The 23,799-nt window shown below is 32.5% G+C and carries 18 protein-coding genes; 8 read left to right on the forward strand and 10 right to left on the reverse strand.

The annotated features are described in order from the left end of the window. Nucleotides 1-59: 59 nt before the first annotated feature. The 10 genes from FHK87_RS22705 to FHK87_RS22750 form a co-directional block, all read right to left on the reverse strand. Complete coding sequence (locus FHK87_RS22705; protein WP_140597132.1) at nt 60-764, reverse strand: FadR/GntR family transcriptional regulator; 705 nt, start codon at nt 762-764, stop codon at nt 60-62. Between the two features lie 222 nt (nt 765-986). Beyond that, entirely contained in the window at nt 987-1,859 is an 873-nt protein-coding gene (locus tag FHK87_RS22710; protein WP_140597134.1) for a polysaccharide lyase family 7 protein, read from the reverse strand. Between the two features lie 17 nt (nt 1,860-1,876). Beyond that, nucleotides 1,877-3,055, reverse strand: coding sequence for a hypothetical protein (locus tag FHK87_RS22715; RefSeq protein WP_140597136.1), 1,179 nt, complete (start codon nt 3,053-3,055; stop codon nt 1,877-1,879). A 36-nt stretch (nt 3,056-3,091) separates the two neighbouring features. Then, the gene (locus FHK87_RS22720) at nt 3,092-4,501 is read right to left on the reverse strand and encodes a RagB/SusD family nutrient uptake outer membrane protein (protein WP_140597138.1); all 1,410 of its coding nucleotides are present in this window, start codon (nt 4,499-4,501) and stop codon (nt 3,092-3,094) included. 10 nt (nt 4,502-4,511) lie between these two features. After that, complete coding sequence (locus FHK87_RS22725; RefSeq protein ID WP_140597141.1) at nt 4,512-7,646, reverse strand: SusC/RagA family TonB-linked outer membrane protein; 3,135 nt, start codon at nt 7,644-7,646, stop codon at nt 4,512-4,514. A gap of 481 nt (nt 7,647-8,127) precedes the next feature. After that, on the reverse strand, nt 8,128-8,472 hold the full coding sequence (locus FHK87_RS22730; protein WP_140597143.1) for a cupin domain-containing protein: 345 nt from the start codon (nt 8,470-8,472) through the stop codon (nt 8,128-8,130). Between the two features lie 15 nt (nt 8,473-8,487). Beyond that, a complete protein-coding gene (locus tag FHK87_RS22735; RefSeq protein ID WP_226294384.1) occupies nt 8,488-10,731 on the reverse strand; it encodes a heparinase II/III domain-containing protein in 2,244 nt (747 codons plus the stop codon). A gap of 25 nt (nt 10,732-10,756) precedes the next feature. Continuing rightward, on the reverse strand, nt 10,757-13,096 hold the full coding sequence (locus FHK87_RS22740; protein ID WP_140597148.1) for a polysaccharide lyase 6 family protein: 2,340 nt from the start codon (nt 13,094-13,096) through the stop codon (nt 10,757-10,759). Between the two features lie 168 nt (nt 13,097-13,264). Then, nucleotides 13,265-13,963: a FadR/GntR family transcriptional regulator gene (locus FHK87_RS22745; protein WP_140597151.1), complete on the reverse strand. Its 699-nt coding sequence runs from the start codon at nt 13,961-13,963 to the stop codon at nt 13,265-13,267. A gap of 231 nt (nt 13,964-14,194) precedes the next feature. Next, a complete protein-coding gene (locus FHK87_RS22750; protein WP_226294385.1) occupies nt 14,195-15,424 on the reverse strand; it encodes a polysaccharide lyase family 7 protein in 1,230 nt (409 codons plus the stop codon). A 662-nt stretch (nt 15,425-16,086) separates the two neighbouring features. Between FHK87_RS22750 and FHK87_RS22755 the strand changes: the two genes are divergently transcribed. The 8 genes from FHK87_RS22755 to FHK87_RS22790 all read left to right on the forward strand — a co-directional run bounded on the left by FHK87_RS22755 (nt 16,087) and on the right by FHK87_RS22790 (nt 23,798). Beyond that, entirely contained in the window at nt 16,087-16,728 is a 642-nt protein-coding gene (locus FHK87_RS22755; protein ID WP_140597155.1) for a GNAT family N-acetyltransferase, read from the forward strand. After that, on the forward strand, nt 16,716-17,906 hold the full coding sequence (locus FHK87_RS22760; protein WP_140597157.1) for an argininosuccinate synthase: 1,191 nt from the start codon (nt 16,716-16,718) through the stop codon (nt 17,904-17,906). Before FHK87_RS22755 ends, FHK87_RS22760 begins: the two co-directional genes overlap by 13 nt. Further along, complete coding sequence (gene argC / locus FHK87_RS22765; RefSeq protein WP_140597160.1) at nt 17,903-18,880, forward strand: N-acetyl-gamma-glutamyl-phosphate reductase; 978 nt, start codon at nt 17,903-17,905, stop codon at nt 18,878-18,880. The genes FHK87_RS22760 and argC overlap by 4 nt, the downstream gene beginning before the upstream one ends. Before the next feature lie 2 nt (nt 18,881-18,882). Beyond that, nucleotides 18,883-19,677, forward strand: coding sequence for a pyrroline-5-carboxylate reductase (gene proC / locus FHK87_RS22770; protein WP_140597162.1), 795 nt, complete (start codon nt 18,883-18,885; stop codon nt 19,675-19,677). A 62-nt stretch (nt 19,678-19,739) separates the two neighbouring features. Continuing rightward, nucleotides 19,740-20,879 (forward strand): aspartate aminotransferase family protein, encoded by a 1,140-nt coding sequence (locus FHK87_RS22775; protein WP_140597165.1) that lies wholly within the window; start codon nt 19,740-19,742, stop codon nt 20,877-20,879. Between the two features lie 3 nt (nt 20,880-20,882). Beyond that, a complete protein-coding gene (locus tag FHK87_RS22780) occupies nt 20,883-22,079 on the forward strand; it encodes a glutamate-5-semialdehyde dehydrogenase (protein ID WP_140597167.1) in 1,197 nt (398 codons plus the stop codon). After that, complete coding sequence (gene proB / locus FHK87_RS22785) at nt 22,063-22,857, forward strand: glutamate 5-kinase (RefSeq protein ID WP_140597169.1); 795 nt, start codon at nt 22,063-22,065, stop codon at nt 22,855-22,857. Before FHK87_RS22780 ends, proB begins: the two co-directional genes overlap by 17 nt. Then, nucleotides 22,854-23,798 (forward strand): N-acetylornithine carbamoyltransferase, encoded by a 945-nt coding sequence (locus tag FHK87_RS22790; RefSeq protein ID WP_140597172.1) that lies wholly within the window; start codon nt 22,854-22,856, stop codon nt 23,796-23,798. Before proB ends, FHK87_RS22790 begins: the two co-directional genes overlap by 4 nt. The last annotated feature ends 1 nt before the right edge of the window (nt 23,799 follow it).

The following is a 23,799-nucleotide window of genomic DNA, read 5'->3' on the forward strand; positions in this document are numbered from 1 at the left end:
TTGATTTGTAGCAAAAAATAGAAGCGTGCAATTCTATCTTTTGTATTTAGATTTTATAATTATTTTTGATTGTAACAATATTGGTATAGTGCTTTAAAATGCATTTTCATTTTTTCTTTTGCCAATTTTGGATTTTGTTGTTTGATAGAATCGTATATATCTGTATGTTCTTGAATTCCTAAAAATGCTTGATTACTGTCACATACATGATATTTTTCAAAATTTGTTATGATACCCGGGGTAATAATGAGCATGAGTGTATTCATTGTACTGTTACCACTAGCTTTTGCTATTGCTAAATGAAAGAGTAAATCTTCTTGAACAGCGTCTTCACCCTTTAGTACTTTTTTAGAGTATGCATCTAAAGCTTCTTTTATAGATTTTAAGTCATCATCAGTTCTTCTTAAAGCAGCTAATCTGGCAGTTTTGAGTTCTAGCAAAATACGAGTCTCAACCAATGATTTAAATTCAGGGTCTTCTAATCTTAATATATCTTCGATCATACCATTCATAGCAATCACACCAATATTAGCAACAAAAGTTCCACTTTGTGGAATAGATTCTAATATTCCATAAAACTCAAGTTTTTGAATTGCCTCTCTGATGCTACCTCTACTAACTTCAAATTTTTCAGATAAGGTTCTCTCAGACGGAAGCTTATCACCAGGTTCTAAGTTTTTATAATTAATTAAATCTCTGATTTTCCTTATGATTTCCTTCTGGATATCCTTATTCTCGTTTTTGGTTAAGATTTCTAATTTCATGGTTAATGTTGGTTTATAAATAATTGGTTGACCAGATTGGTTTTCCAAATTTATGAAATTATTCGTTACTAAAAAATCTATTTTCTTAGTATGTTTATTTTTTATGGTGAATTGAGTTTGCTATTCTAATATAATTAGAATAGCAAACCCAAAATATTGGCTAATACAAATATGCTGATGTCTTTAAAAAAATTATAATAGGTTTTTGCTTTGTTTTGTAAATCAATGTTTTACTTCTAATTCATAAAACTTTATTTTAGCAAAGGCTTTCTTATTTTTGGTGGCTAAATAATTTCCTGCTTTGAAGTAGTTTTCAAAGATTTCCCACCTTTTCATGTCAATGCCTTTATAAACTTTTGAATATTTATCATTTAAGATTACTTTCATTTTTCCTTCAGAAGCAATAATCTCTACAGTAAATTTTTCAAAACCAACTTTTTTGGGAAATGTATACCCTTCATCATCTCCCCATGCTGATTTTTTTAAAATTTCTTTATCAGTAGCATTTTTGTCCTTTAAGAATTTTGATTTTAAACGAACTTTTCCATTATTCCAATATACTTTCATAATTGGTGGGGCATCGTTATCGTCTTTACCAATTAGGTCACGTTGTTCATTTGAAAGTCTACCATGAATTTGCAAAACGATTACTTTATCGTATTTGCCTTTTTCATTTTTGGATATTTTGTCTACTGCTAAAGTTGCTTTCATTCTACCGCCTTGACTAAAAGTCCAATTCACATTATTTTTGCCGGGAACCATTTGTTCACGCAACTCACAACGAGAATATTTTGTGTTTCGAGTAGTAGCTCCGGGAGCAGCATAAAATACTAATGAACCATCACTAGGATCATCATACATATATTTTTTTAGCTGTTCGTTATTAGCATAATCTAATATCTCAGGAGGATTTACATTAATAGGTTTTGGATTTCCAATTGGTAGTGTAACTTTCCAATGGTTGAGATCTATTTTTTTAACGCTATTGATAGAACTTTCTGCAGGCGTATTATCGATATCAGCAACTTCCTGTGCATGAACACAGGAGAGTAATACTGATATAATATAAAGTAAAAAGCTTTTTTTTAAGTACATATAAAAATATTTACTGTTTAATTGTCTACCGCTATAGAGAATGAGTCTACTCTAGCTTCTGCGCCGGTATTTGTGAAATAAATGGCGACAGTACTATTAGAACCTGAATTAAAACTTAAATTTACCCTTGTAAAAGAATCAGCATTAGTTTGATCGTTTCCTGTATCTGTTGCTATTATTGCTGCATTTACTTCGGCTTCACTGGTAAATCCGGTTCCTCCAACTATAGAAACAGTTACAGATCCGGCTGGGCTTGTCTTAATCGTATAGTAATATGTTAATGTATAATCTGTATTAGGCGTTACTGCTATTTCTTGATAACCAACTCTACTACCATCATCTGGTAATTTTGCAGCATTCGTGCCATCTTGTACGGGATCTGTTGTGATTTGGATTATTCCTCCTAAATCAAAACTTAGATATGTTTTATCTTCCCAAGCGCCTCTACTGTCATTCCCTTTATCAAATCCAGGTTCTAAAATCACAGGAGTAGGAGCTACAGACGCGCTTACTTCGACCGTTTTTGTTATTTCAGCTTCATTATCAACAATATTAAATGCCTTTAGAGTTACATCATAAGTCCCTTCATCAGGAAACCTTATTTTTACATTATCATCTTCTAATGAAGGTGTTACATCATCAGAAGGGTCAGCGTCATAAAGTGATGCTCCTGTAGGAAGTACCCAGATTACCCTCGCTGTTTTTTGAGACTCATTAGTAAAGTCAAGAATTCTGAAATCAGATTCTTTAAGTTCAAAACTGAAGTTTGGCTCAGGTGCATCGACAAGAGGTTTTGTGATTTCTACTGTTTGAGTCACAGTACTAGATGCATTATTATTATCAGATGAAGTTAAAGTAATTTCATAAGTGCCAAAATCAGGAAACTTTACACTTAAGTCTCTTGCTTCTAATGGTGTTTGTGTTGAAGAGGGGGCATCATTTAAAACAGTTACACCATCAGGAACTTCCCATAGAAAGTTTATAGCACTTCTAGTATCATTTTTGAGATCAAATGTGAGTAAATCAGTTTGCGATCTAAATGCGCTGAAAACAGATTCTGGAGGTGTTAAATCCTCGATCTCACCTACACCGGGTAGGTCACTATCTTCATCATCACAAGAGATAAAGATACTCATTGTAGTGATGAACAAAATTTGCGCTATATTTTTTAGTGTCAATCTATGTATGCTTTTCATAATAAAAATTTTAGTTTGACTGTTATTTTGTTAAGATTAGTATCCGTTGTTTTGTCGTACTCCACCTTCAGAGAGGTTAATTTCTTTTTGAGGTTTAGGAAGCAGTAAATCATCATTAGGCGTAAAATTTACTCCGGTTTCTGTAGCAAATTTTGCTAAAATAGTGTTTGCTTCGCCAAATCGAATTAAATCATAAAAACGTTGATTTTCGAATGCTAATTCTATTCTACGTTCATTAAGTAGCATTTCTTTAGTAAGTAATCCTCCACTAGCGATTTCACTTACGCCAGCTCTTCTTCTTACCAGATTATATGAATTAATGGCTTCTGTATCAGTAGTTGCGGTGGTTCCTGCTAAAATAGCTTCTGCGTACAATAAAAGAACATCAGCATATCGGATTTCTATCCAGTCGTTTCCAGAAAGTCTAACAGCATTTGAGGAAGATATAAATTTTCCAACTTCTTCATCATTATCAGGACTAATAAGAACAGGGGCTCTAATAGCTTCGGGTGTTGTTGCTAGATCCATAAGTTCAAAAGTAGTTTTGAAGTTGTCTGTGATATAGTTTAAACCACTTCTCACACCATCTTCTGTCATTTCAAAAGAGAAATCTTGACTAGTTTCTGCGTTGTCTGGAGTATATGGGATGTTAAAAACAATTTCATCGTTATTTTCGTTATAAAAAACATCACGATATTCATCTTCTAGCTCATATAAGTCACTGTCAATAACCTCTCTTAATAGTGTTCTTGCTCTTGCGTAATCTCTGGTTAATTCACCATCATTTGTAACTGATAAAAGTACTTTTGCTAATAACGATTTTGCTGCTCCTTGTGTTGCTCGCCCCAAATCTTCTTCATTAGACGTTTTTTCCGGTAGAAGTTCAACAGCTTTTTCAAGATCACCAATGATGAATGTGTATAATTCTGTCACAGTATTTTGACCAAAAAGTTCTCTGTCTTCGTCTGTGATTGTTCTGTCTAGAAGAGGAACCTCTCCATATGCTACGGTCAATTTGAAATGTGTTAAAGCTCTAAGAAATCTAGCTTCTCCTTCAAATTTGTTTTTTGTCGTTTCGTTAGTTACTACTTCGAGATTTTCTAAAACCTGATTTGCTCTAAAAATTACAGTATAGTTATCTGCCCAATACTGAGTGATGACTTCGTTGGTAGGGTCAATTTCAAATTTTTGAAAATCCCCAAAATTACCTTCTATCGATTTACTTTCAGTATTATCAGAACGCATTTCTGTTAATGCAAACTCTCTCAAAGGGACAGCTTGCAAGGCTCTATAGGTACCTTTTAACGCTTGATTGACTTCTTCTGTATTTCTAAAGAATTCTACAAAGCTTGATTCTGGTCTTAAATCTAAATCACTCTCTCCGCAATTTGCTATCACTAAAAGAGTAAAAAAGCCAAATATTATTTTATAAAATTTATTTTTCATGGTTAATATTTTAAAATTCTAGATTTACTCCAAAAGAATATGTTCTATTTATAGGTGCTGCACCTCTTTGATAACCAAAGGTTAGCGGGTTGTTTTCTCCACCTTTGATACCTTCTGGATTGTACCCTTCATAGTTATCTCCAAATATGTATACTAAGTTTTGTCCACCTATATAAACTCTTAGTCTACTGATTCCTATTGTATTTGAAAAGTCTGAAGGAAATGTATATCCTAAGTTTATATTTCTTAATGCTATATATTCTGCATCCTGAATATCTTCATCCGTAAAAATTCGTTGTCTTACTAAATCTGCATCAGGAAAATCACTTGTGAAATCTTGCTTACTAGAGAATTCATTTAATATATACTGAGAATCGATATTTCTTACTTGAGCACCATGCGATCCTTGAAACATAAAACTAAAATCAAAATCATATATTTTGAAAGTATTTGTTACACTCCATATTAAATCAGGATAAGGATCTCCTAAAAATGTTCTATCATCAGTATCAATTTTTCCATCACCATTTAGATCTTTTACATATACATCTTGTGATTGAGCTCCGATAGGGTAGAAGGGATCTTTGATATAACGTAAAGGAATCTCGCGATCAGGATCTTTTACATATCCATAAAAAGAAGTTATAGGTCTTCCTTCTACTGCAATAAATTCTGCCGGGCGTTTATCATCTATAATCGAAATTAATCCATTGGCTCCTGCAAAATCTACAAGAGTGTTTTCATTACGTGTAAATAATGCTGTAGAATTCCATTTAAAGTTATTGGTTGAAATATTTCTTGTTGATATTTCTAATTCGAATCCTTCGTTCTTGATTTCACCTTGATTAACGACTTTTTGTTCAAAACCTGTAACTGCAGGTACCGGCTTGGGTAATAACAGGTCTTTTGTAGTTCTTGTATAATAATCAAAAGAAACGTTGAAACGATCATTAAAAAGACCAAAATCAATACCAGGATTAAATTCTATGAGACGTTCCCATTTTAGGTCTGGGTTTTCGATATTGATTTGCTCTACAGCTCTTTCTGAGCCACCTAAACTAGTCGATGTGGTAATTAATTGTGCTAAGAAGTCATATTCGCCTATTGGATCATTGTTACCTGTTATCCCATAACTAGCTCTCAATTTTAGTTCACTAATAATGTCACTGTCTTGAAGAAAAGCTTCATTACCAATTCTCCATGCTACTGATCCGGCAGGAAAAAAACCAAATTTGTTATTGTTACCAAATTTTGAACTACCGTCTGTTCTTGCACTTAATGATAGAATATAACGATCATCATATGTATAGTTAATTCTTCCAAAATAAGAGACTAATTTTTCTTCGGCTTTATTAGTTTCTGCATCTATTACAAAAGGAAATGATATCGTTGTTATATCATTATTGCTAAATCCTCTAGAATTAATATCAGAAAAATCTCTTTCCCATTCTTCATACGCAAATCCTCCTATGGCATCGATATTATGACCTCCAGAATTAAGATTAAAATTTAAAGTAGATTCAGAAACAAGATGAGTTTGTCTAAAAATACGTTCTCTTACGCCAGAGTCTGTAGCTCCATTTCGAGTGGCATTAATACCTGTAAAATCATTGTTAGTTCTTGTTCTGTAATCACCTCCTATATTTTGTTTGAATGTAAGGTTTTCTCCTAATTGAAATTGAAAGTAAGTACTTCCAACTATTTTTACATCTCTTCTGGTGTTATTTCTTTCAAGAATTTTTGCAATAGGATTTATGTTTGATGTATTGCTTATATCAACACCACTAGATACAGGTTGATTTGTTTGGAGATCAAAATCATCGAATGTTCTTTCAAATGTGTAGTCACCCACTTGAAAATCTTCAAATTGCCCACTTCTTGTGAATCTATTTACAAAAGGCAAATTAGCTTCAGTAATTCTAGGTTGCAACCAAGGACTTTGTCTTAGGGCATCATGAATTCCTATAGGAAATCTTGTTTGATTGGTAATCGATGGGTTGATTCTTATTCCAAATTTAATCTGGTCATTTATTTTTGTGTCTAATTTTAAACTGGCGTTAATTTTCTTAAAATTATCCGTTAATAGTACACCTTCATCATCTAGAAAACCTAAAGAAAAACTATATCTTGTTCCTTTGGTTCCTCCTCTAACAGCAAAAGAATGATTTTTTATGAATCCTCCATCAAAAATTTCTTCTTCCCAATCTGTTAATCCACCTTGTGCCTGTACTAACCGATCTATTACCGCAAATCTATTATTAGTTGTATTGATAAAATTTTGTCTGCCAGTATCATCATCAGGATCAAATCTCTCTAATGCAGCACTTAAATTTTGGCTAGTGTAGGCTTTCCAGGCTTCATAATCTGGCAGGACATTTCTAGACTGCACATTTTTATAACCGATAAATGTATTGTACGTAAATTTTGTTTTTCCTTCGACACCGTCTTTAGTTTCGATAAGAATAATACCATTTGCACCTCTAGAACCATAAATAGCTGCAGAAGAAGCATCCTTAAGTACTTGAACAGAAGCTACATCATTCATATCTAAACTCGATAAGAAATCCCCATCATTTCCTACTGCTATACCATCAATAACGACAAGAGGTGAAGAATTTTGTGCTACAGATCCCTGACCCCGTATTGTAATTCTAGGAGCTTCACCAGCACTAGGATCACTACTTTGAATGTTGATACCTGATAATTGACCATTCAAAGCATCATCAACACGTCCTGTAGGTATTTGATCTAATTGATCATTTACAACCTTTGAAATAGAAGAACTTAAATTCTTCTTTTTAACACTACCGTAACCAACAACAACAACTTGTTCTAATTCTGCAGCATCTTCTTCTAATACAATATTTATAGTAGTTTGCCCTGTTATAGTTACTGATTGTGTTTTGAATCCTACATATAAAAATTCAAGCACATCTCCTTGCTTTACTGATATGGCATAGTTTCCATCAAAATCACTTGATGTTCCATTTGCTGTCCCTTTTACAAGTATGTTAACCCCCGGAAGCGGTATCTTTTCTGAGGCTTCTGTGACTGTACCAGTTAGAGTATATGTCTCATCTTGGGCAATCAAAGAAAGTTGAAAAAAGACCAAGACAATAAAAAATAATTTAATTTTAATGTTCATTTTAGTTGTGTTATGTTTCAAAAATTAGATGATATCCGAAAGGAGATATCCTAATAAAGAATAAGTGAGAACGTATTCCTTTATTCCCTTTCTTACTGATCACATAGCCATACCACATTTAGATTAGTTTTTGTATTTTTGTATGGTACGTGATTGATAAAGCTCGTACATTTTAAGTATTACTTCCCTCCGAAAAGAAGTAATAACAAAAGGATAGGCGTGCACCTGTCCTTTTTATTTTTCTAAAATATTTATAAAGATGTCATTTGAAGTGTTTTTTATTTAACCGTTAGAAAGTTTTGTTTTATTGGTAAACCAAATTGGATAACCAAATTGGTTTACCAAATATATGTTATTTAATTGTTAAATAAAAAAATATTAGAATTTTAATTGTTAAAATTTTTGGTATATCATATTTTGAGGGTAATCTTTTTGTGAATTATTATATTAATGAAAGAATCTTAATGAAAAAGATAAAATATTACATAAAATCTTCTCTGATAGGGCTAAAAGTGTCAATAAGTACACCAGACTCAAGACAAATAGCTCCATGCATCACATTAGGTGGAATATAAAAAGAGTCACCACCCTTCAAAATTTTTGTTTCATCTCCTATAGTCACTTTAAATTCTCCACTTACAACATAAGTTACCTGAGAGTGATAGTGTTGATGCATTACCCCAATACCCCCTTTGTCGAATTTTACATTAACCAACATTAAACTATCATCATATCCCATTATTTGACGTTGAACTCCTTCGCCAACAGTTTCCCATTGAACATCATTTCCGGAAATGAATTCTTTACTTGACCCAAATTTTTTCATTTGATTTATTTTTAGTTAATTTTTGATATAATAATATGGCCCCAACCAATTGATCAATGAAGAATTTAAATTGATTGAGTGTGATACATCTTTTTTATTATTTGAAATACATAGAATAAATGTATGCACATTTCCTCTTTTTGTAGTGATTGACCAACCCATATAATTGGGGTCTTTGACTACAATATTTTCTATTTTAAGAATATTGCTAAATGCATTTTTTGCGGTTTCAGATACCGAGCTATAAGAGCCATGAGATTCTATTGTTGAAATAAAATACCCGCTCTTTACATTCGATTTTCTGATGACAAATCCAGGGTCTTTTCTAAGATTAAACTTAGGATCATTTGCTCCTATTCTTGTAAATAAACATTGATCCCCTTCATTGGCTAATGTAGAAAAGGTATAGAACTTGTTTTTATTGAGCCATGTGACTTGTGCTGTTTTGTTTTTTAAATTTGCTCTACCTTCTAACCAAAGATGTTGATAGCCATTTTTGGTCCCTAGAGGTAAAAGCTTAGGAGGAGTAGTATTCTCAAAATTAAAATCTATGATTTGTCCGTGATAATATAGTGGAAGATCATATTGATGTATGTTTTTAGAGGTAAATTGCATAACATCAATAAGTAAAGGTTCCTCAAATTCTTCATCTTCAAATAGTACTAATGTTCTATGAAGTTTTGTGTTTGGATATGCGTTGCTTTCTTTTGCACTTACAATCTTTAATTTTGAATTAGTAACATCAAAAAGATATTTGTCAGAATGATGAATGCTACCTGTTTTGTACTCACCATTAAAATGTGATGTTTCATCTTGTATAATTGTATTATGTGCAATACTTTGCTTTGCCCAGGATTTGTTTTCTTTGAGATATCCGCCACCATTTTTTTGCTCTATATTTACAAATCGTGCCAATCCATAATCTTGAAGGATTTCATCTCCTTTGTTGTAATAAGAAAAAGATAACTTGTCATAATGACCATGACTTAAACCTTGAGCGGTATATTTCATTACTAATTCATGGTCTTTATCTTCGGAGCGGAGAATACCGATGCCTCCTTTGTCACCTTGTGAGCCATCTTTTAATTCGATTGATTTTTTTAGAAATGGTTTTATTTTGTTTTGTTTGATATCTAAAGAAACATTTAGTCCGGTTTCATCCAATTGGACACTGCCTTGCTTTTGAGCAATATCTAATAATTCAGCAGTATTACCTCCAAAATGATAAGCAATATTAACTGCGGATACCAATTCTTTTGAATAATATGACATTCCTTTTTGAGCATCATTGATTGGAAAAAAATCACCATTTTGATCTGTAAGATTAAGCAATGCTGTTACCGACTTAATAAGTACATTATCCTTATACTCGAATATTTTTAATTCAGGCTTTTTGTTTTGAAGTGCTTGTGCAAATACCATAAAGGGGTACATGGCATATCTTTGGTAGTAGGGACCTTCAGTATAATACCCATCTGGTGAGAAAGGGCTTTCAAGATTCGCAAGAAAACCTGCTTTTTGCCCTTTTTGAATAATAAAACCACCATCATTATCTGTTAGATTATGATCTAAGTTTTTGGTTTTGATCCCATATAACGCTCTGTTGATTAACTCTTCATTATTTAAGGTTAAACCAATCATACCAACAGCTACATTACCCCATGTACTATGATTATGAATTCTATTAAAAAATTGAGGGTTTTCTTTTGAAAGAAAATTGGCGTAGGGAATAAATAGATTTTCTTCCAAAAACTTACGCTCTTTGTTGTTCAAAAAATTATAGATACAATCATATGCTTGACTTGCAAATACGAGCCAATTGGCATCATTAAGGCATTGCCAAAAAATCTTACCTCTGGCATAAGATCTTTCTTCTGGATGAAGAGGAAGTTTTGGGTACATTTTGGCATACTCTTTTAAAATGCTATGAACATGCATTGCATACTTATCATCTTCGAGTAATTGATAAAGAATCCCTGATTTTTGAAGTACATACCAATTTTTTTTATGGCGATCGTGAGTATAACCTCCTGCCATATCTTTGGGGATAGGAACATGGATTCCGGACTTTATTTCCTGATCGATTTCATTCTTAACCTTTGCTAATGTTTTATCGAATAGCGGAACACTACCCAATTGTCTTTTTATGTTTTCTACTCCCTTCTTAGTTAAAATAAGATTGGGGTGTTCTTGCGCATTAGTTATTAAAATGAAAAAAACTAAACTATAACATAGAGAAAACACTTTGATTTTAGTCATTTTTAATGTTTGTAGTCTCATTATGCTACTTATTGATAATTCCTAAATCTAGTCCGTCATCTCCTTTTGAACGTAAAGGAGAATTGTCTTTTAGTAAGAAAGAAGTTTCATTCTCAAAATCAGGAGTCAAAAATGACAAACTATTGATTTCGTAAGGTTGCTCTCCTGTTACAGTCACCTTTTCAGAATTAAAAAAGTTATTGTGATGTACTTTGGCAATAGGTCCTCCTACAACAAGGTGCATTTGTATTCCTTTACTATTATTAAAAATACTATTCTTAATCTGGGCGTTCTGAACACCAATTAAGGAGATTGATTTTTTGTTTTTATTTCTTTTGCTATTTCCAACATTATTGAGGACATTGTGGTCAAAGGTTAAAAAAGGTCCAAATGTGCTTTCATCTTTTCCATCTCGAATTAAATTTAGAACAGCGCCTCCTACATTTGTGAAAATATTATTTTTCATGATTACGAATTCAGCATTAAAGATTCCATTTTCACCAATTTCTTTATCGAGAGAAAGGATGTTTCCGGTGATATTAGAGAAATTGGAATTGGTTATACTGATAGTATCTGCGACTGTATTTTTGAAAACTTTAATCGCATCATAAGAATGATTGATATCTAAATTTCTAAATTCACAAGAGTCGATAAATAATTTGTAATTTTTATTCATCGAATACTTACTTGTTCTTATGACTGCATTTCCCGAATAATCCGGAGCTTCTTTTCCTTCAAAAATCAATTTGGTTAGTGATAAGCTTCCACCATTTTGTATATCAAACAATGATTTTTTTTCAAAAGTTACGATTGTTTTCTTTTGAGAAGAAGTTACCGAGATAGGATGTTGAATATTAATAGTTTTTGTAACCAGATACCCCTCAGAAGCAGTAAGCTTAATAATATCTCCCGGGGTGGCATTTTTTATAGCATCAAATAGAGTATTAATGCCCGGAGCGACCTGAATTGTTTTTCCTGAATTTAGTTTGGTAATTTTATCCTTTTTAGGATACCAGGACACTCCTGTACTTTCTTTAGATAAAATTTCTCCTTCTATGTTAGCACCGGCATTTAGGTTATTCTCTGGAAGTAATACTGCTGTTTTTGAGTTTTTGATGAATTCAAGCTTTTTTGGAATAAAACCATTTTTGTTGATCAATTTTACATTGGGGCTTATAATATTGTTAGAAAATTGAATTCCACTGATATCATCATATACAGTAAATATGTCTTCTTTTGCTTCATTATAAAAGATATTATCTTTCATTATAGAATTAATAGGAGGAGCGCTACGTTCTTTGTCACTACCGGCACATAGTTGTATGTAGTCGCAATCAATAAAGGTATTATTCTTTATGACAGCATCTTCAACTTGAAAATATCGGTTCAAAGGAGAATTTGGAACTCCGTTCATAACGACTAAAGCACCTCCGAAACGATAACCTGTAAGTCCAATAGCATAATTATTCTCTACTGTTTGTTTTCCATTAATAACTCTTATTCCTCCTGTACTTGGAATTTTATTACCAATAAAAATGTTGTTTTTTACTAAGGTTTCATTACCATGACGCATAGTTAATGTACCTCGACATTCATAAAAAACATTATTACGGAATGTGTTTTGACAAGATTTATTTGAGATGATTTCTAGCTCACCACTACAACGATCAAAATAATTATATTCTACAATAGTGTTTGAATTACTGAGAGAATGATGGCTAGTTCCTATTCTTAACGTTTCCCCACCGTTTGATCCTAGAGTTTGCCTCGGGCCAAAATAGTTATGATCAATCTGATGATGATTTTGTAAAAACTCTTTAGAATTAAGGCGGACAGCCATAGTTACTCCCAGATTTCCTTTACCCTCAAAATGATTATGGTCAATACGGTTATTTTTACCATAAATCCCAATCCAATAATCTTGTTCTCTCCGCTCAGGGTTACTAAAGTTATCTATAACACATTCTGTAAGTCTGCTATAAGAAGCAAAATTATTTTTATCTTTTTTAAAAGAGATCACTTCTGAAGTAGGAGTGAAGCCATTTTTGAAAACGAGACCACTTACAATGAGATGTTTTCCTGCCATTCTCAAGTTTGAAGCTCCTTCCAAAATCGTACCCCCTTTTTCTTCTACAGTAAGTGTAATAGGTTTATCTTTTGTTCCATTTGCTTCAAAAAGCAATTCTGTATCTTTCCATATACCTTTTGCTAAAATTATTGAATCTCCCGGTTTGACTGTTTCTAAAGCTTTGTCAAAATCGTCAATAGAAGTTACAAGGTTATCACTAGTTTCTTTTTTTGAAGTATTTGTGCAGGAAACTAATAGTATAGTTAAAAATAGATAGTAAAGTAAATAATTTCTCATATGTTAATCTGGTTGACCAAATTGGTTAACCAAAAATAATCATATTAAATTAGAATCAAAGTAATTGTTTGTATTTTTTGATTAATAATTTAAAAAAGCACTTAATTCTTAAAGAAACTTGTAATATTTAAGTCTCATTATTAAATTATCAATAATATATATCAAAATTTATTCATTACAATACTTATAAAGGTCTTTGAAGTGATCTTGTAGATGTAGTACTGCTTTTTCAGGAGTTTTTTCTCTTATGGCATCTACAATTGCTTTATGTTCTTTGATCAATAGGTAGTTTTCTTCCTTATCGCATACCTTATTTTTGATAAAATGACTTATAATTTCGGGTGTAATCACTAACATTAAAGAATTAATAACGCTATTATTACTGGCTTCTGCAATTTTTAAGTGAAACATCAGATCTTCTTCTATGGCATTTTCACCTTTAATCGCTTTTTGGCTATAGGCTTCGTGTGCTTTTTCAATTTCTTTAACCTGTTCTTCTGTTCTTCTTGTTGCAGCTAGTCGTACAGCATTTGTTTCAAGTATGATCCTTGTTTCTACCAAAGATTTTAAATCAGGTTCTTGAAGTTGTAGAATATCTGACATCATATTATTAAGGGCAGTTACACCGATATTAGAAATGCGAGTTCCACTTTGAGGATATTTTTTTACCAAACCATAAAATTCTAATTTTTGGATGGCCTGTCTAAGCTGGTTACGGCTTACTCCAAATTTTTGAGCAAGTTCTCTTTCTGCAGGAAGTCTATCACCAGGCTCCAAATGTTTGGAAACAATTAATTCTCTTATTTTAGAAATAATCGTTTCTTCAACATTTTTTTTGACATCAACTTGTTTTTTGACTTCCTCCATAATAATCTGGTTTTGTAATATTTTTTTAAAATTAAAATAATTTAATAAAATTTAAATGTAGAAATATAATACTATTTAAATAACTTTTTAAACTACTATTAACTTCATAATACTGATAAAACCAAATAAGATATCGACTTATTTCTTTTTTATTTTGAAAGGTTATTTTATAAAATAAGGTTATTCATCAATATAGAATAACCTTATTATGATAGATGTTTCTATTCGTTTTTAGTGAAATACGTCAAGTTTCTTGATTGCTACCCTACCGTAATCTGAACTTTTATAACTTTTTCCTTTCATAGATTGGAGATAATTTCCTGCTTTAAAGTAATTTTCTTTGGCAGAAGCTTTTTTAGAAGTAAATATTGTTCTTACTCGATTACCACTATTATTAAGCTCATAAAGTTTAACGACACTATTTTGATAGGTAAGTTCTAAATATAATTCTTCTCCTAAGTTAAAGTTACCAACAGTTTTTCCTCCGCCTTCTAATACTTCGGTGACATATCCGTTGATTCTCATTTTTACAGAACCACTGGTTTGGTTTGCTGACCCTTGGCATTGTACTCGTATTACATCATCAAACTTATCAGTTCTGTCATGTATTTGCCCAAAACATACTTTTCCCGAGCTTGGCAAACGATCAACTCGTACTCTCCATTTCATTCTGTGTTCCTTACTTGTGGTACCATCCCAATAGATATTATTATTACCGTTGGCTGTCAACTCTCTAAGTTCCATTCTTGGATTACCAGACCCAGAAGATGTATCGCTACCTGACCATACCTGAAAGATTGTCCATCCATTTTGAAGAAAGAACCAATCTGAATTTGTATAAGAAGATAAATTAGGAATTTGGTCTACATAAGTATTGTTTGATTTACTACCTCTTAAACCATTTAATTTCCAATTTTGAAGTCCTAAAAGTTGATATGGAGTATTAGCAGAAGAGTCAGGAGGGTTAGTAGAACCGTTGTCTCCTGCAATTTGTACTTCTGAAATACTATTCCAGTTATTACTAGAATTTCCAAAAGTAGAAATACGAACATATCGTACTGTAGTTTCATTAAAATTGTAAGTTTCAAGTTGATTTGTTGAACCACTGCTACCAGATGACTTAGCATCAAATATTGTAGTTAAATTAGAAGTCGAATTGCCAGCTCTAATCTTAAAGTAAGATTTTCTTTGGTTTCCTTTATACCAAGCAATTTTGAGCTGAGATATTTTTTTTGGAGACCCTAAATCATAGGTGATATATTTTCCTGATGCTCCTAGGGATGACCAACGAGTACTAAGATTTCCATCTATAGTATTAGCGGGTACATTACCGTCATCACCATTTGCTGATACTGAAACAATAGCAACTTTAGCATTAGAAGAAGTAACGCTATCCTGTGTTAAGAGTGCTTGATCTTCTACAGAGTCTGTAGTACAACTTGATAATAATGCGATTGACATTAGTATACAAAGTCGGTTAAAAAAATTGAAGGTTTTCATTTTAATTAATTGTTTGTGTTAGACATTAATTGGGTGACCAATTTGGTTAACCAATTTAAAACAAAAACAAATAAAAACCAATTTTATTATGATAATGTTTATAAATACTGCTAATAAATGGCATTTTTTTTAAAATGTTTTTAAAATAAAAGGGTTGTCTTTGCAAGAATTGTAATATTTTGAAAAAAGGTGGCATTTATTATCACATGATCAAGTTTTTATGTAATATTGCATTATCTAGTTAACGAAAGGGGCTTCGGCCGACGATTTAGAGTTACTATTATGGAAACAGCAAATTTTATTTATTCAAACGATCAAGTTCAATTCTTGTACAATTTCAGTGATTCTTTAACTTCTGTACGCTGTTTTCGTCGCCCCTTGGGGGTCTAATTTTCTTTTGAAGTAGGTGCGCCCTATTTCTCCTTAGAGACAATTCCATTTTACATATTCGGTTTTAATAGTTAGAATAGTTTTATTCTAGATACAATATAACCTCGAATTCTTTTTTTGGAATGTAATCCTGAAATTTTTTAAATCAACTTATTGATAAACAATGATTTGTTTATAAAATAAGCACTATTCATATTTGAAGTCTATCTGACCTAAAAATAATTGAAGATAAGATGAAAAAGGTAGATATTATCATCGCCAATAAGAATCATTTTAAATATGCACGTGAAATCTGTGACGTGATATCAAATTCTGCAAAAGTACGTGGTACTGGTATTGCCAAAAGAACACCCGTGTATATTCAAAATAAAATGGAGAACCAAAATGCAATCATAGCTTTGTCTGATGGGAAATTTGCAGGGTTTTGTTATATAGAAGTTTGGGGACATGAAAAGTATGTTGCCCACTCTGGATTAGTGGTTCATCCTGATTATAGGAATCAAGGTTTAGCAAAAAAAATCAAAGAATTTACATTTAACTATTCACTAAAAAAATATCCGACTTCAAAAGTATTTGGAATCACTACAGGACTTGCTGTCATGAAAATTAATTCTGAATTGGGATACAAACCAGTCACTTTTTCAGAATTAACTAATGACCCTAAGTTTTGGGCAGGATGCAAGACATGTACAAATTATGAAATCCTGACCGCTAAAGATCACAAGATGTGTTTATGCACAGGAATGCTTTACGATCCTTCAAAAAAAGTAAAGAAAAAAGAAAAATGGTTTAACAAACGAATTCTAAAAAGATTAAAGAATATCAAACAAACAATGCTTACAAATAATAAGCAGTTATTAGTATGGAAAAAGTAGTATTAGCATATAGTGGAGGCCTAGATACATCGTATTGTGTAAAATATCTTATGCACGAGAAAAATCTTGAAGTGCACACAATTTTAGTAAATACGGGTGGGTTCTCAGAACAAGAGTTACAGGAAACAGAAAAAAGAGCTTATGAGTTAGGAAGTTCGGATCATGTAAATAAAACGATATTAGATAGTTTTTATCAAAAAGCAATCAAATATTTAGTTTTTGGTAATGTTCTAAAGAATAATACCTATCCACTTTCAGTTAGCGCAGAACGAATTTTTCAAGCAATTGAAGTGATTCATCACGCTAAGAAAATAGGAGCTAAGTATATTGCTCATGGTAGTACAGGAGCCGGGAATGATCAAATACGGTTTGATGTGATTTTTCAAACACTTGCTCCAGAGATTGAAATTATAACACCTATTAGAGATCTAAAACTTTCTAGACAAGAAGAAGTAGCTTATTTAGAAAAACATGGTGTTCACTATAGTTGGGAAAAAGCCCAATATTCTATCAATAAAGGAATATGGGGGACTAGTGTTGGTGGTAAAGAGACTTTAACATCATCAAACGCATTACCAAACGAAGCTTATCCAAGTCAGCTTCAAAAAGAAAAAGAAGAGACTATTGTTCTTAATTTTGAAAAAGGAGAATTGATAGGAATAGATGGAATAAAAGATACACCTGTAAAAAATATCCAAAAATTAGAAGAATTAGCAAGTGCCTTTGCGATAGGAAGAGATATTCATGTTGGTGATACGATTATTGGTATAAAAGGGAGAGTAGGGTTTGAGGCTGCTGCACCTATTGTAATTATCAAGGCGCATCATTTATTAGAAAAACATGTGTTGACCAAATGGCAACAATACTGGAAAGAGCAATTAGCAAATTGGTATGGGATGTTATTACATGAAGGTAATTATCTAGACCCGGTAATGCGAAATATTGAAGCATTTTTGGAAGACTCTCAACAATCAGTGACGGGAAATGTTACGGTGCAATTGAAACCTTATCATTTTACATTAGAAGGAATAGAATCAGATTTTGATATGATGAAATCAGATTTTGGACAATATGGAGAAATGAATAATTCCTGGACTTCAGAAGATGCCAAAGGATTTATCAAAATCTATGGTAATGCCAATAAAATTTATCATAACGTAAATTCAGGTCAATTATGATTACTGTTGGAATAATAGGAGGATCAGGATACACAGCCGGAGAATTACTAAGGTTACTTATCCATCATCCAAAAGTAACATTAGATTTTGTGTATAGTACGACCAATGCAGGTATATCTATAGGTAAACAACACCCTGATTTGTTAGGAGAAATTAATCTTGTATTTACAGACACTATCAATCCAAATGTAGATGTTTTGTTTTTGTGTTTAGGACATGGGAGATCACAATCTTTCTTAGAAACGCATCATTTTTCAGAAAAAACTAAGGTAATTGATTTGGGCAACGATTTTAGATTACAAAAAGATCATAAGTATCTGGGTAGGGAATTTATGTATGGATTACCCGAACTACAAAAAGAAAAAATTAAGTCCGCACATAATGTTGCGAATCCTGGATGTTTTGCAACAGCAATTCAACTGGCATTACTGCCACTAGCTTCCAGAGATAAAATTATTGATACAGTACATGTAAATGCAACAACAGGTAGTACAGGGGCAGGAGTAGTACCCGGTAGTACAACACATTTTAGTTGGAGAGATAATAATTTTTCGAGCTATAAAGTGTTTACGCATCAACATTTACAGGAAATAGAACAAAGTATAAAACAATTACAACAAGGTTTCGAAACCTCTATCTTTTTTATTCCGAATAGAGGAAACTTTAGCAAAGGAATCTATGCTACTTTATATACCAAATATGAAGGTAACGAAGAAGAAGCAAAGGCGTTATATACATCTTTTTATAAAGATGCAGTATTTACAATAGTTTCTGATCAAGAAATTAGTTTGAAACAAGTCATAAATACGAATAAATGTATTCTTCATATTAAGAAAAAAGACGGAATGATATTAATCACCTCAATAATCGATAACCTAATAAAAGGAGCATCAGGGCAAGCTATTCAAAATATGAATCTTATGCTTGGACTAGAAGAAAATACAGGACTAAAATTAAAGGCGAGCGCATTTTAGATATGAAAAAAGTAACAATTATAGGAGTAGGCAACTTAGGTAAATCAATACTATCCGGTTTAGCAGCTAGTGATATAATAGATGCATCTGATATTACAGCAGTAGATAAATCAAAGTACAACCTCAAAGAAGTTGAAGAAAAACTAAACATTTCTATTTCTCAAGATATTATTACATCGATAAAAGGTGTAAAATGGATTATTCTCTGTGTTCAACCAAGACAATTAGATCTGGTATTAGAAGAAATTAAAGATAAACTCACATCAGATCAAATTTTGATTTCTACCGTGACAGGAACATCTATTGCAGAAATTAATGAGGTTGTTCCTGATAATAAAGTAGTACGAGTAATGCCTAATACAGGAGCTTCAAAAAAACTGTCAATGACCTGTATAGCAGCAAATGAAGATGTAAAAGAAGAATTAAAGTTTGTTGAAGAAATGTTTGATACTATTGGGAGAACATTGATCATCGAAGAACGATTAATGCAAGCAGCTACAGTTTTGGGAGCGAGTGGTATCGCATTCTTTTTAAGATTTCTAAGAGCCATGATACAAGGGGGAATACAAATGGGTTTCCATCCGCATGAAGCTCAAATTATAGCAGTACAAACCGCGATAGGAGCAGCAACATTGGTTGCAAAAAATGGAACACATCCCGAACGTGAAATTGATAAAGTCACAACTCCACAAGGATGCACAATAGAAGGATTAAACGAAATGGAGCATCAAGGACTTAGCTCATCCGTAATCAAAGGAGTAATGGCTTCTTATGAAAAGATAAATACGATAAAATAATTGATGGGGATCAATTATAAATAAAATGAATGACTTGAAATCACAAACAAAAAACCAAAGAAATGAAACTATTTGATGTATATCCTTTATATGATGTAGAGCCTGTAAATGCATATGGTTGTATTGTAGAAGACAAAGATGGAATAGAATATCTTGACCTATATGGCGGGCATGGAGTGATTTCTATTGGGCATTCACATCCTTATTACATAAAAAAAGTAAAAGAACAATTAGAAAAGATCAGTTTCTATTCTAATGCCGTTCAAAATAATATGCAATTGCAACTGGCAGAAAAATTAGGAAGACTCTCTGGTTATGAAGACTATCAATTATTTTTATGTAATTCGGGAGCCGAAGCTAATGAAAATGCTTTGAAATTAGCTTCTTTTTACACAGATAAATCGAGAGTGATTGCATTTGATAATGCTTTTCATGGGCGAACATCAGCAGCTGTTGCTGCTACTGATAATAAGAAGATCAACGCACCACTCAATCAACAACAGCAAGTTACTTTTTTGCCACTTAATGACATTAACTCAGTAAAATCCGAATTACAAAAAGGAGATGTATGTGCTATAATTATAGAACCCATTCAAGGAGTAGGAGGTCTAGATCAAGGTACATCAAGCTTTTTTAAAGAACTGGAAGTTTTATGCCATGAGTTTGGGGCAGTTTTAATTTTAGATGAGGTACAGTCAGGATATGGTAGAAGTGGTAAATTTTTTGCACATCAATACCATGGGATCACTCCAGATATTATTTCTATAGCAAAGGGCATGGGCAATGGTTTTCCAATAGGGGGAATCATGATAGCACCTCACATAAAACCTAGTTATGGATTATTAGGAACTACTTTCGGAGGTAATCATCTGGCTTGCGCAGCCGCTTTAGGGGTTTTAGATGTTATCGAAAAAGAAGATCTTATAAATAATGCAGAAAAGATTGGAACATATTTTTTCTCAAAAGCATCTGAACTTCCTGGAATAAAAAAAATAAAGGGAAAAGGATTAATGTTAGGGGTAGAGTTTGATTTTGAAGTTAGTGATCTAAGAAAAAAACTCATCTATGAGCAACATATTTTTACAGGAGGAGCAATGAACAAAAAATTGTTACGAATACTTCCTCCATTAACAGCCGGGACAAAAGAGATTGATCAATTTATTAAAGCATTGCAAAATGTACTAGTGTTAGAAAAAGCTTAAAATATGGGTAGAGTATTAGACATATCAAAGAGAAATTTGGTTTTGCAACATATGGCAGCTCTAATTGATCAAAATAGAGAAGTTATCATTAAAGCAAACCAAAAAGATATAAAGGAATACAAAGGAGCTGATAAAGCAATGTTTGATCGATTAAAAGTTGATGAAGCAAAAATCGATGGGATGATTTTATCTTTAAAACAATTAGTAAAACAAGATGATCCAATTGGTGTAGAACGATTTCAATTCACACATGAAAATGGAATGAAAATCTTTAATAAAACGGCTCCCTTTGGAACAATACTAATTATTTATGAATCAAGACCGGATGTTACCATCGAAGCTGCCGGAATTGCATTTAAATCTGGTAATACGATTTTACTCAAAGGAGGCAAAGAATCTATTCATTCTAATCTTGAACTTGTAAAACTTTGGCATATCTCACTTCTCGAAGCAAATGTTGAGACAAATTGGGTGCAATACCTAGATTACGATAGAAAAAAGACACAAGCATTTCTAGAAAAACCTACACAAAACCTGGACTTGATTGTGCCAAGAGGCGGCGAAAAGCTAATCGAATTCGTAAAGACTCACGCTACATGTCCGGTAATCGTAAGCGGTAGAGGAAACAATTTTGTGTATGTTCATAAAGATTCAGACAAAGCATTAGCCATTGACACTATTATAAATGGTAAAACCGATAAAATATCAGCCTGTAATGCAGTAGATAAAGTTTTAATAGATAAAGATATGTCTAATAAAGAAGATTTTATACAAAATCTTATTGTAAAGCTTAAGCATTATAATGTAGAAATATTAGGAGATACCTCCCTTTCCAGGTTTGAAGAAATTGAACCAATAACTAACGATTCTGTTTGGTATGAAGAGTTTTTAGATTACAAAATTGTTTTGGGAGAGGTTGAAAATACAATCAGTGCGATTTCAAAAATAAATCAATATAGCGGGGGACATTCTGCTGCTATAATTACAAACGACCAAAAAGAATCAGAAACCTTTATGTCTTCTGTAGATTGTGCAGCAGTGTATCACAATGCATCTACACGATTTACAGACGGTTTTCAATTAGGGTTAGGAGGAGAATTAGCAATAAGTACAGATAAGTTACACCAAAGAGGACCTATAGGACTGCAGCATTTGGTAACAAATAAATGGTATATACATGGCGATGGGCAAATCAGATAAAAAGAGAGTAGTATTAAAAATAGGATCAAATACACTTACTAAAGAGACTGATCAAATCTCTAGAGGTAAGATCGAGGATATTGGCAGGCAAATTGTTGCATTACAAAATGAATATGAATTTGTAATCGTAAGCTCCGGAGCGATTGCAGTGGCAAAGCAATTTGTGAATTTAGAGAGTAATGGTAAAGAAATTAATGTAAAACAAGCATTAGCATCAATAGGGCAACCACATTTGATGCGAATATTTCAAGAAAGTTTCAGAGATCTTGGATTGCTCACTTCTCAATGTTTGTTATCCTACTCAGATTTTGAGAGAGAACAATCAAAAAAGAATATTGTAAATACGATCAATGTGCTTGTAGCCAATAAATATATCCCAATCATCAACGAAAATGATACTGTAGCAACTGATGAGATTCAATTTGGTGATAATGATAAGCTAGCGGGTTTAACTGCTTCACTTATAGAGGCTGATGTATTGGTAATTGCAACCAATACAAATGGAATTTGTACCAAAGCTTCTGTTGAAAACAATACGTATCAAACCATAAAAGAAGTACACGATATTCAAGCCTTAAAAAATGAAGTTGTATCCTCTGTTTCTTCACATGGAACAGGGGGGATGCAGTCTAAAATTGAAGCCGCCAAAATCGCAAAAACATCAAACATTGAAACTTGGATAGTAAACGGGATAAGAGATAATTTTATGATCGATGCCATCCAAAATACAATTCCATTCACAAAAATTAAAACAGAAGAGAAAACAGAAGTAAGATGAAAAACTATTTTTCTATAAATGATATAGACTCCCTGGATACTTGGGTAGAAGAAGCTATAGCACTAAAACAAAATCCTTTGACAAACAAAGATTTGGGTAAAGATAAAACCATTGGGTTATTATTTTTTAATCCAAGTTTGCGTACCCGTTTAAGTACTCAAAAAGCAGCTTTAAATCTCGGTATGAATGTGATGGTGATGAATTTTACAGGAGAGGGATGGTCTTTAGAATATGGAGATGGAACAGTAATGGATCAAGGCAACTCTGAGCATGTTAAAGAAGCGGCACAAGTCGTTTCACAATACTGCGATGTTTTGGCGATTCGCGCATTTGCCAGTCTCAAAAATAGAGAAGATGATTATAGTGAGAAAGTGTTGAAAAGTTTTATGGAGTTTGCAACGATTCCTATCGTCAATATGGAAAGTGCCGCAGGGCATCCGTTGCAGGCATTGACAGATGCAATTACGATTACTGAACATAAAAAAGCAAACAAACCAAAAGTTGTATTATCATGGGCGCCGCATCCAAAAGCTTTGCCTCAGGCCGTCGCTAATTCGTTTGTAGAAATGATGCAGCAAATGGACGCACATTTTGTAATTACCCATCCAAAAGGATTTGAGTTAGCTAATCATATTACTAAAGAGGTGCCCATTGATTACAACCAGGATAATGCATTGAAAGATGCAGATTTTGTATATGTCAAAAATTGGAGTTCGTATCATGACTATGGTAAAATTGGTAAGGATTCTAGCTGGAAAATCACCGAAGAAAAAATGAAACATACTGCAAATGCAAAGTTTATGCATTGTCTGCCAGTAAGAAGAAATGTTGTGGTAGATGACAAAGTTATTGATAGTGAAAATTCTATAGTTATAGAACAAGCCAATAATAGAACATATGCAGCACAGTTAGTGCTGAAGAAGATTCTTGAAAAACAATAAT

It is taken from the genome of Aquimarina algicola (assembly GCF_006443095.1).
GTDB classification, from domain to species: Bacteria; Bacteroidota; Bacteroidia; order Flavobacteriales; family Flavobacteriaceae; genus Aquimarina; species Aquimarina algicola.

Excerpts from the sequence above, each read along its gene's own strand:
- FHK87_RS22705 (WP_140597132.1), bottom strand. The coding sequence starts at position 764 with ATGAAATTAGAAATCTTAACCAAAAACGAGAATAAGGATATCCAGAAG.
- FHK87_RS22710 (WP_140597134.1), bottom strand. The coding sequence starts at position 1,859 with ATGTACTTAAAAAAAAGCTTTTTACTTTATATTATATCAGTATTACTC.
- FHK87_RS22715 (WP_140597136.1), bottom strand. The coding sequence starts at position 3,055 with ATGAAAAGCATACATAGATTGACACTAAAAAATATAGCGCAAATTTTG.
- FHK87_RS22720 (WP_140597138.1), bottom strand. The coding sequence starts at position 4,501 with ATGAAAAATAAATTTTATAAAATAATATTTGGCTTTTTTACTCTTTTA.
- FHK87_RS22725 (WP_140597141.1), bottom strand. The coding sequence starts at position 7,646 with ATGAACATTAAAATTAAATTATTTTTTATTGTCTTGGTCTTTTTTCAA.
- FHK87_RS22730 (WP_140597143.1), bottom strand. The coding sequence starts at position 8,472 with ATGAAAAAATTTGGGTCAAGTAAAGAATTCATTTCCGGAAATGATGTT.
- FHK87_RS22735 (WP_226294384.1), bottom strand. The coding sequence starts at position 10,731 with ATGACTAAAATCAAAGTGTTTTCTCTATGTTATAGTTTAGTTTTTTTC.
- FHK87_RS22740 (WP_140597148.1), bottom strand. The coding sequence starts at position 13,096 with ATGAGAAATTATTTACTTTACTATCTATTTTTAACTATACTATTAGTT.
- FHK87_RS22745 (WP_140597151.1), bottom strand. The coding sequence starts at position 13,963 with ATGGAGGAAGTCAAAAAACAAGTTGATGTCAAAAAAAATGTTGAAGAA.
- FHK87_RS22750 (WP_226294385.1), bottom strand. The coding sequence starts at position 15,424 with ATGTCAATCGCATTATTATCAAGTTGTACTACAGACTCTGTAGAAGAT.
- FHK87_RS22755 (WP_140597155.1), top strand. The coding sequence starts at position 16,087 with ATGAAAAAGGTAGATATTATCATCGCCAATAAGAATCATTTTAAATAT.
- FHK87_RS22760 (WP_140597157.1), top strand. The coding sequence starts at position 16,716 with ATGGAAAAAGTAGTATTAGCATATAGTGGAGGCCTAGATACATCGTAT.
- argC (WP_140597160.1), top strand. The coding sequence starts at position 17,903 with ATGATTACTGTTGGAATAATAGGAGGATCAGGATACACAGCCGGAGAA.
- proC (WP_140597162.1), top strand. The coding sequence starts at position 18,883 with ATGAAAAAAGTAACAATTATAGGAGTAGGCAACTTAGGTAAATCAATA.
- FHK87_RS22775 (WP_140597165.1), top strand. The coding sequence starts at position 19,740 with ATGAAACTATTTGATGTATATCCTTTATATGATGTAGAGCCTGTAAAT.
- FHK87_RS22780 (WP_140597167.1), top strand. The coding sequence starts at position 20,883 with ATGGGTAGAGTATTAGACATATCAAAGAGAAATTTGGTTTTGCAACAT.
- proB (WP_140597169.1), top strand. The coding sequence starts at position 22,063 with ATGGGCAAATCAGATAAAAAGAGAGTAGTATTAAAAATAGGATCAAAT.
- FHK87_RS22790 (WP_140597172.1), top strand. The coding sequence starts at position 22,854 with ATGAAAAACTATTTTTCTATAAATGATATAGACTCCCTGGATACTTGG.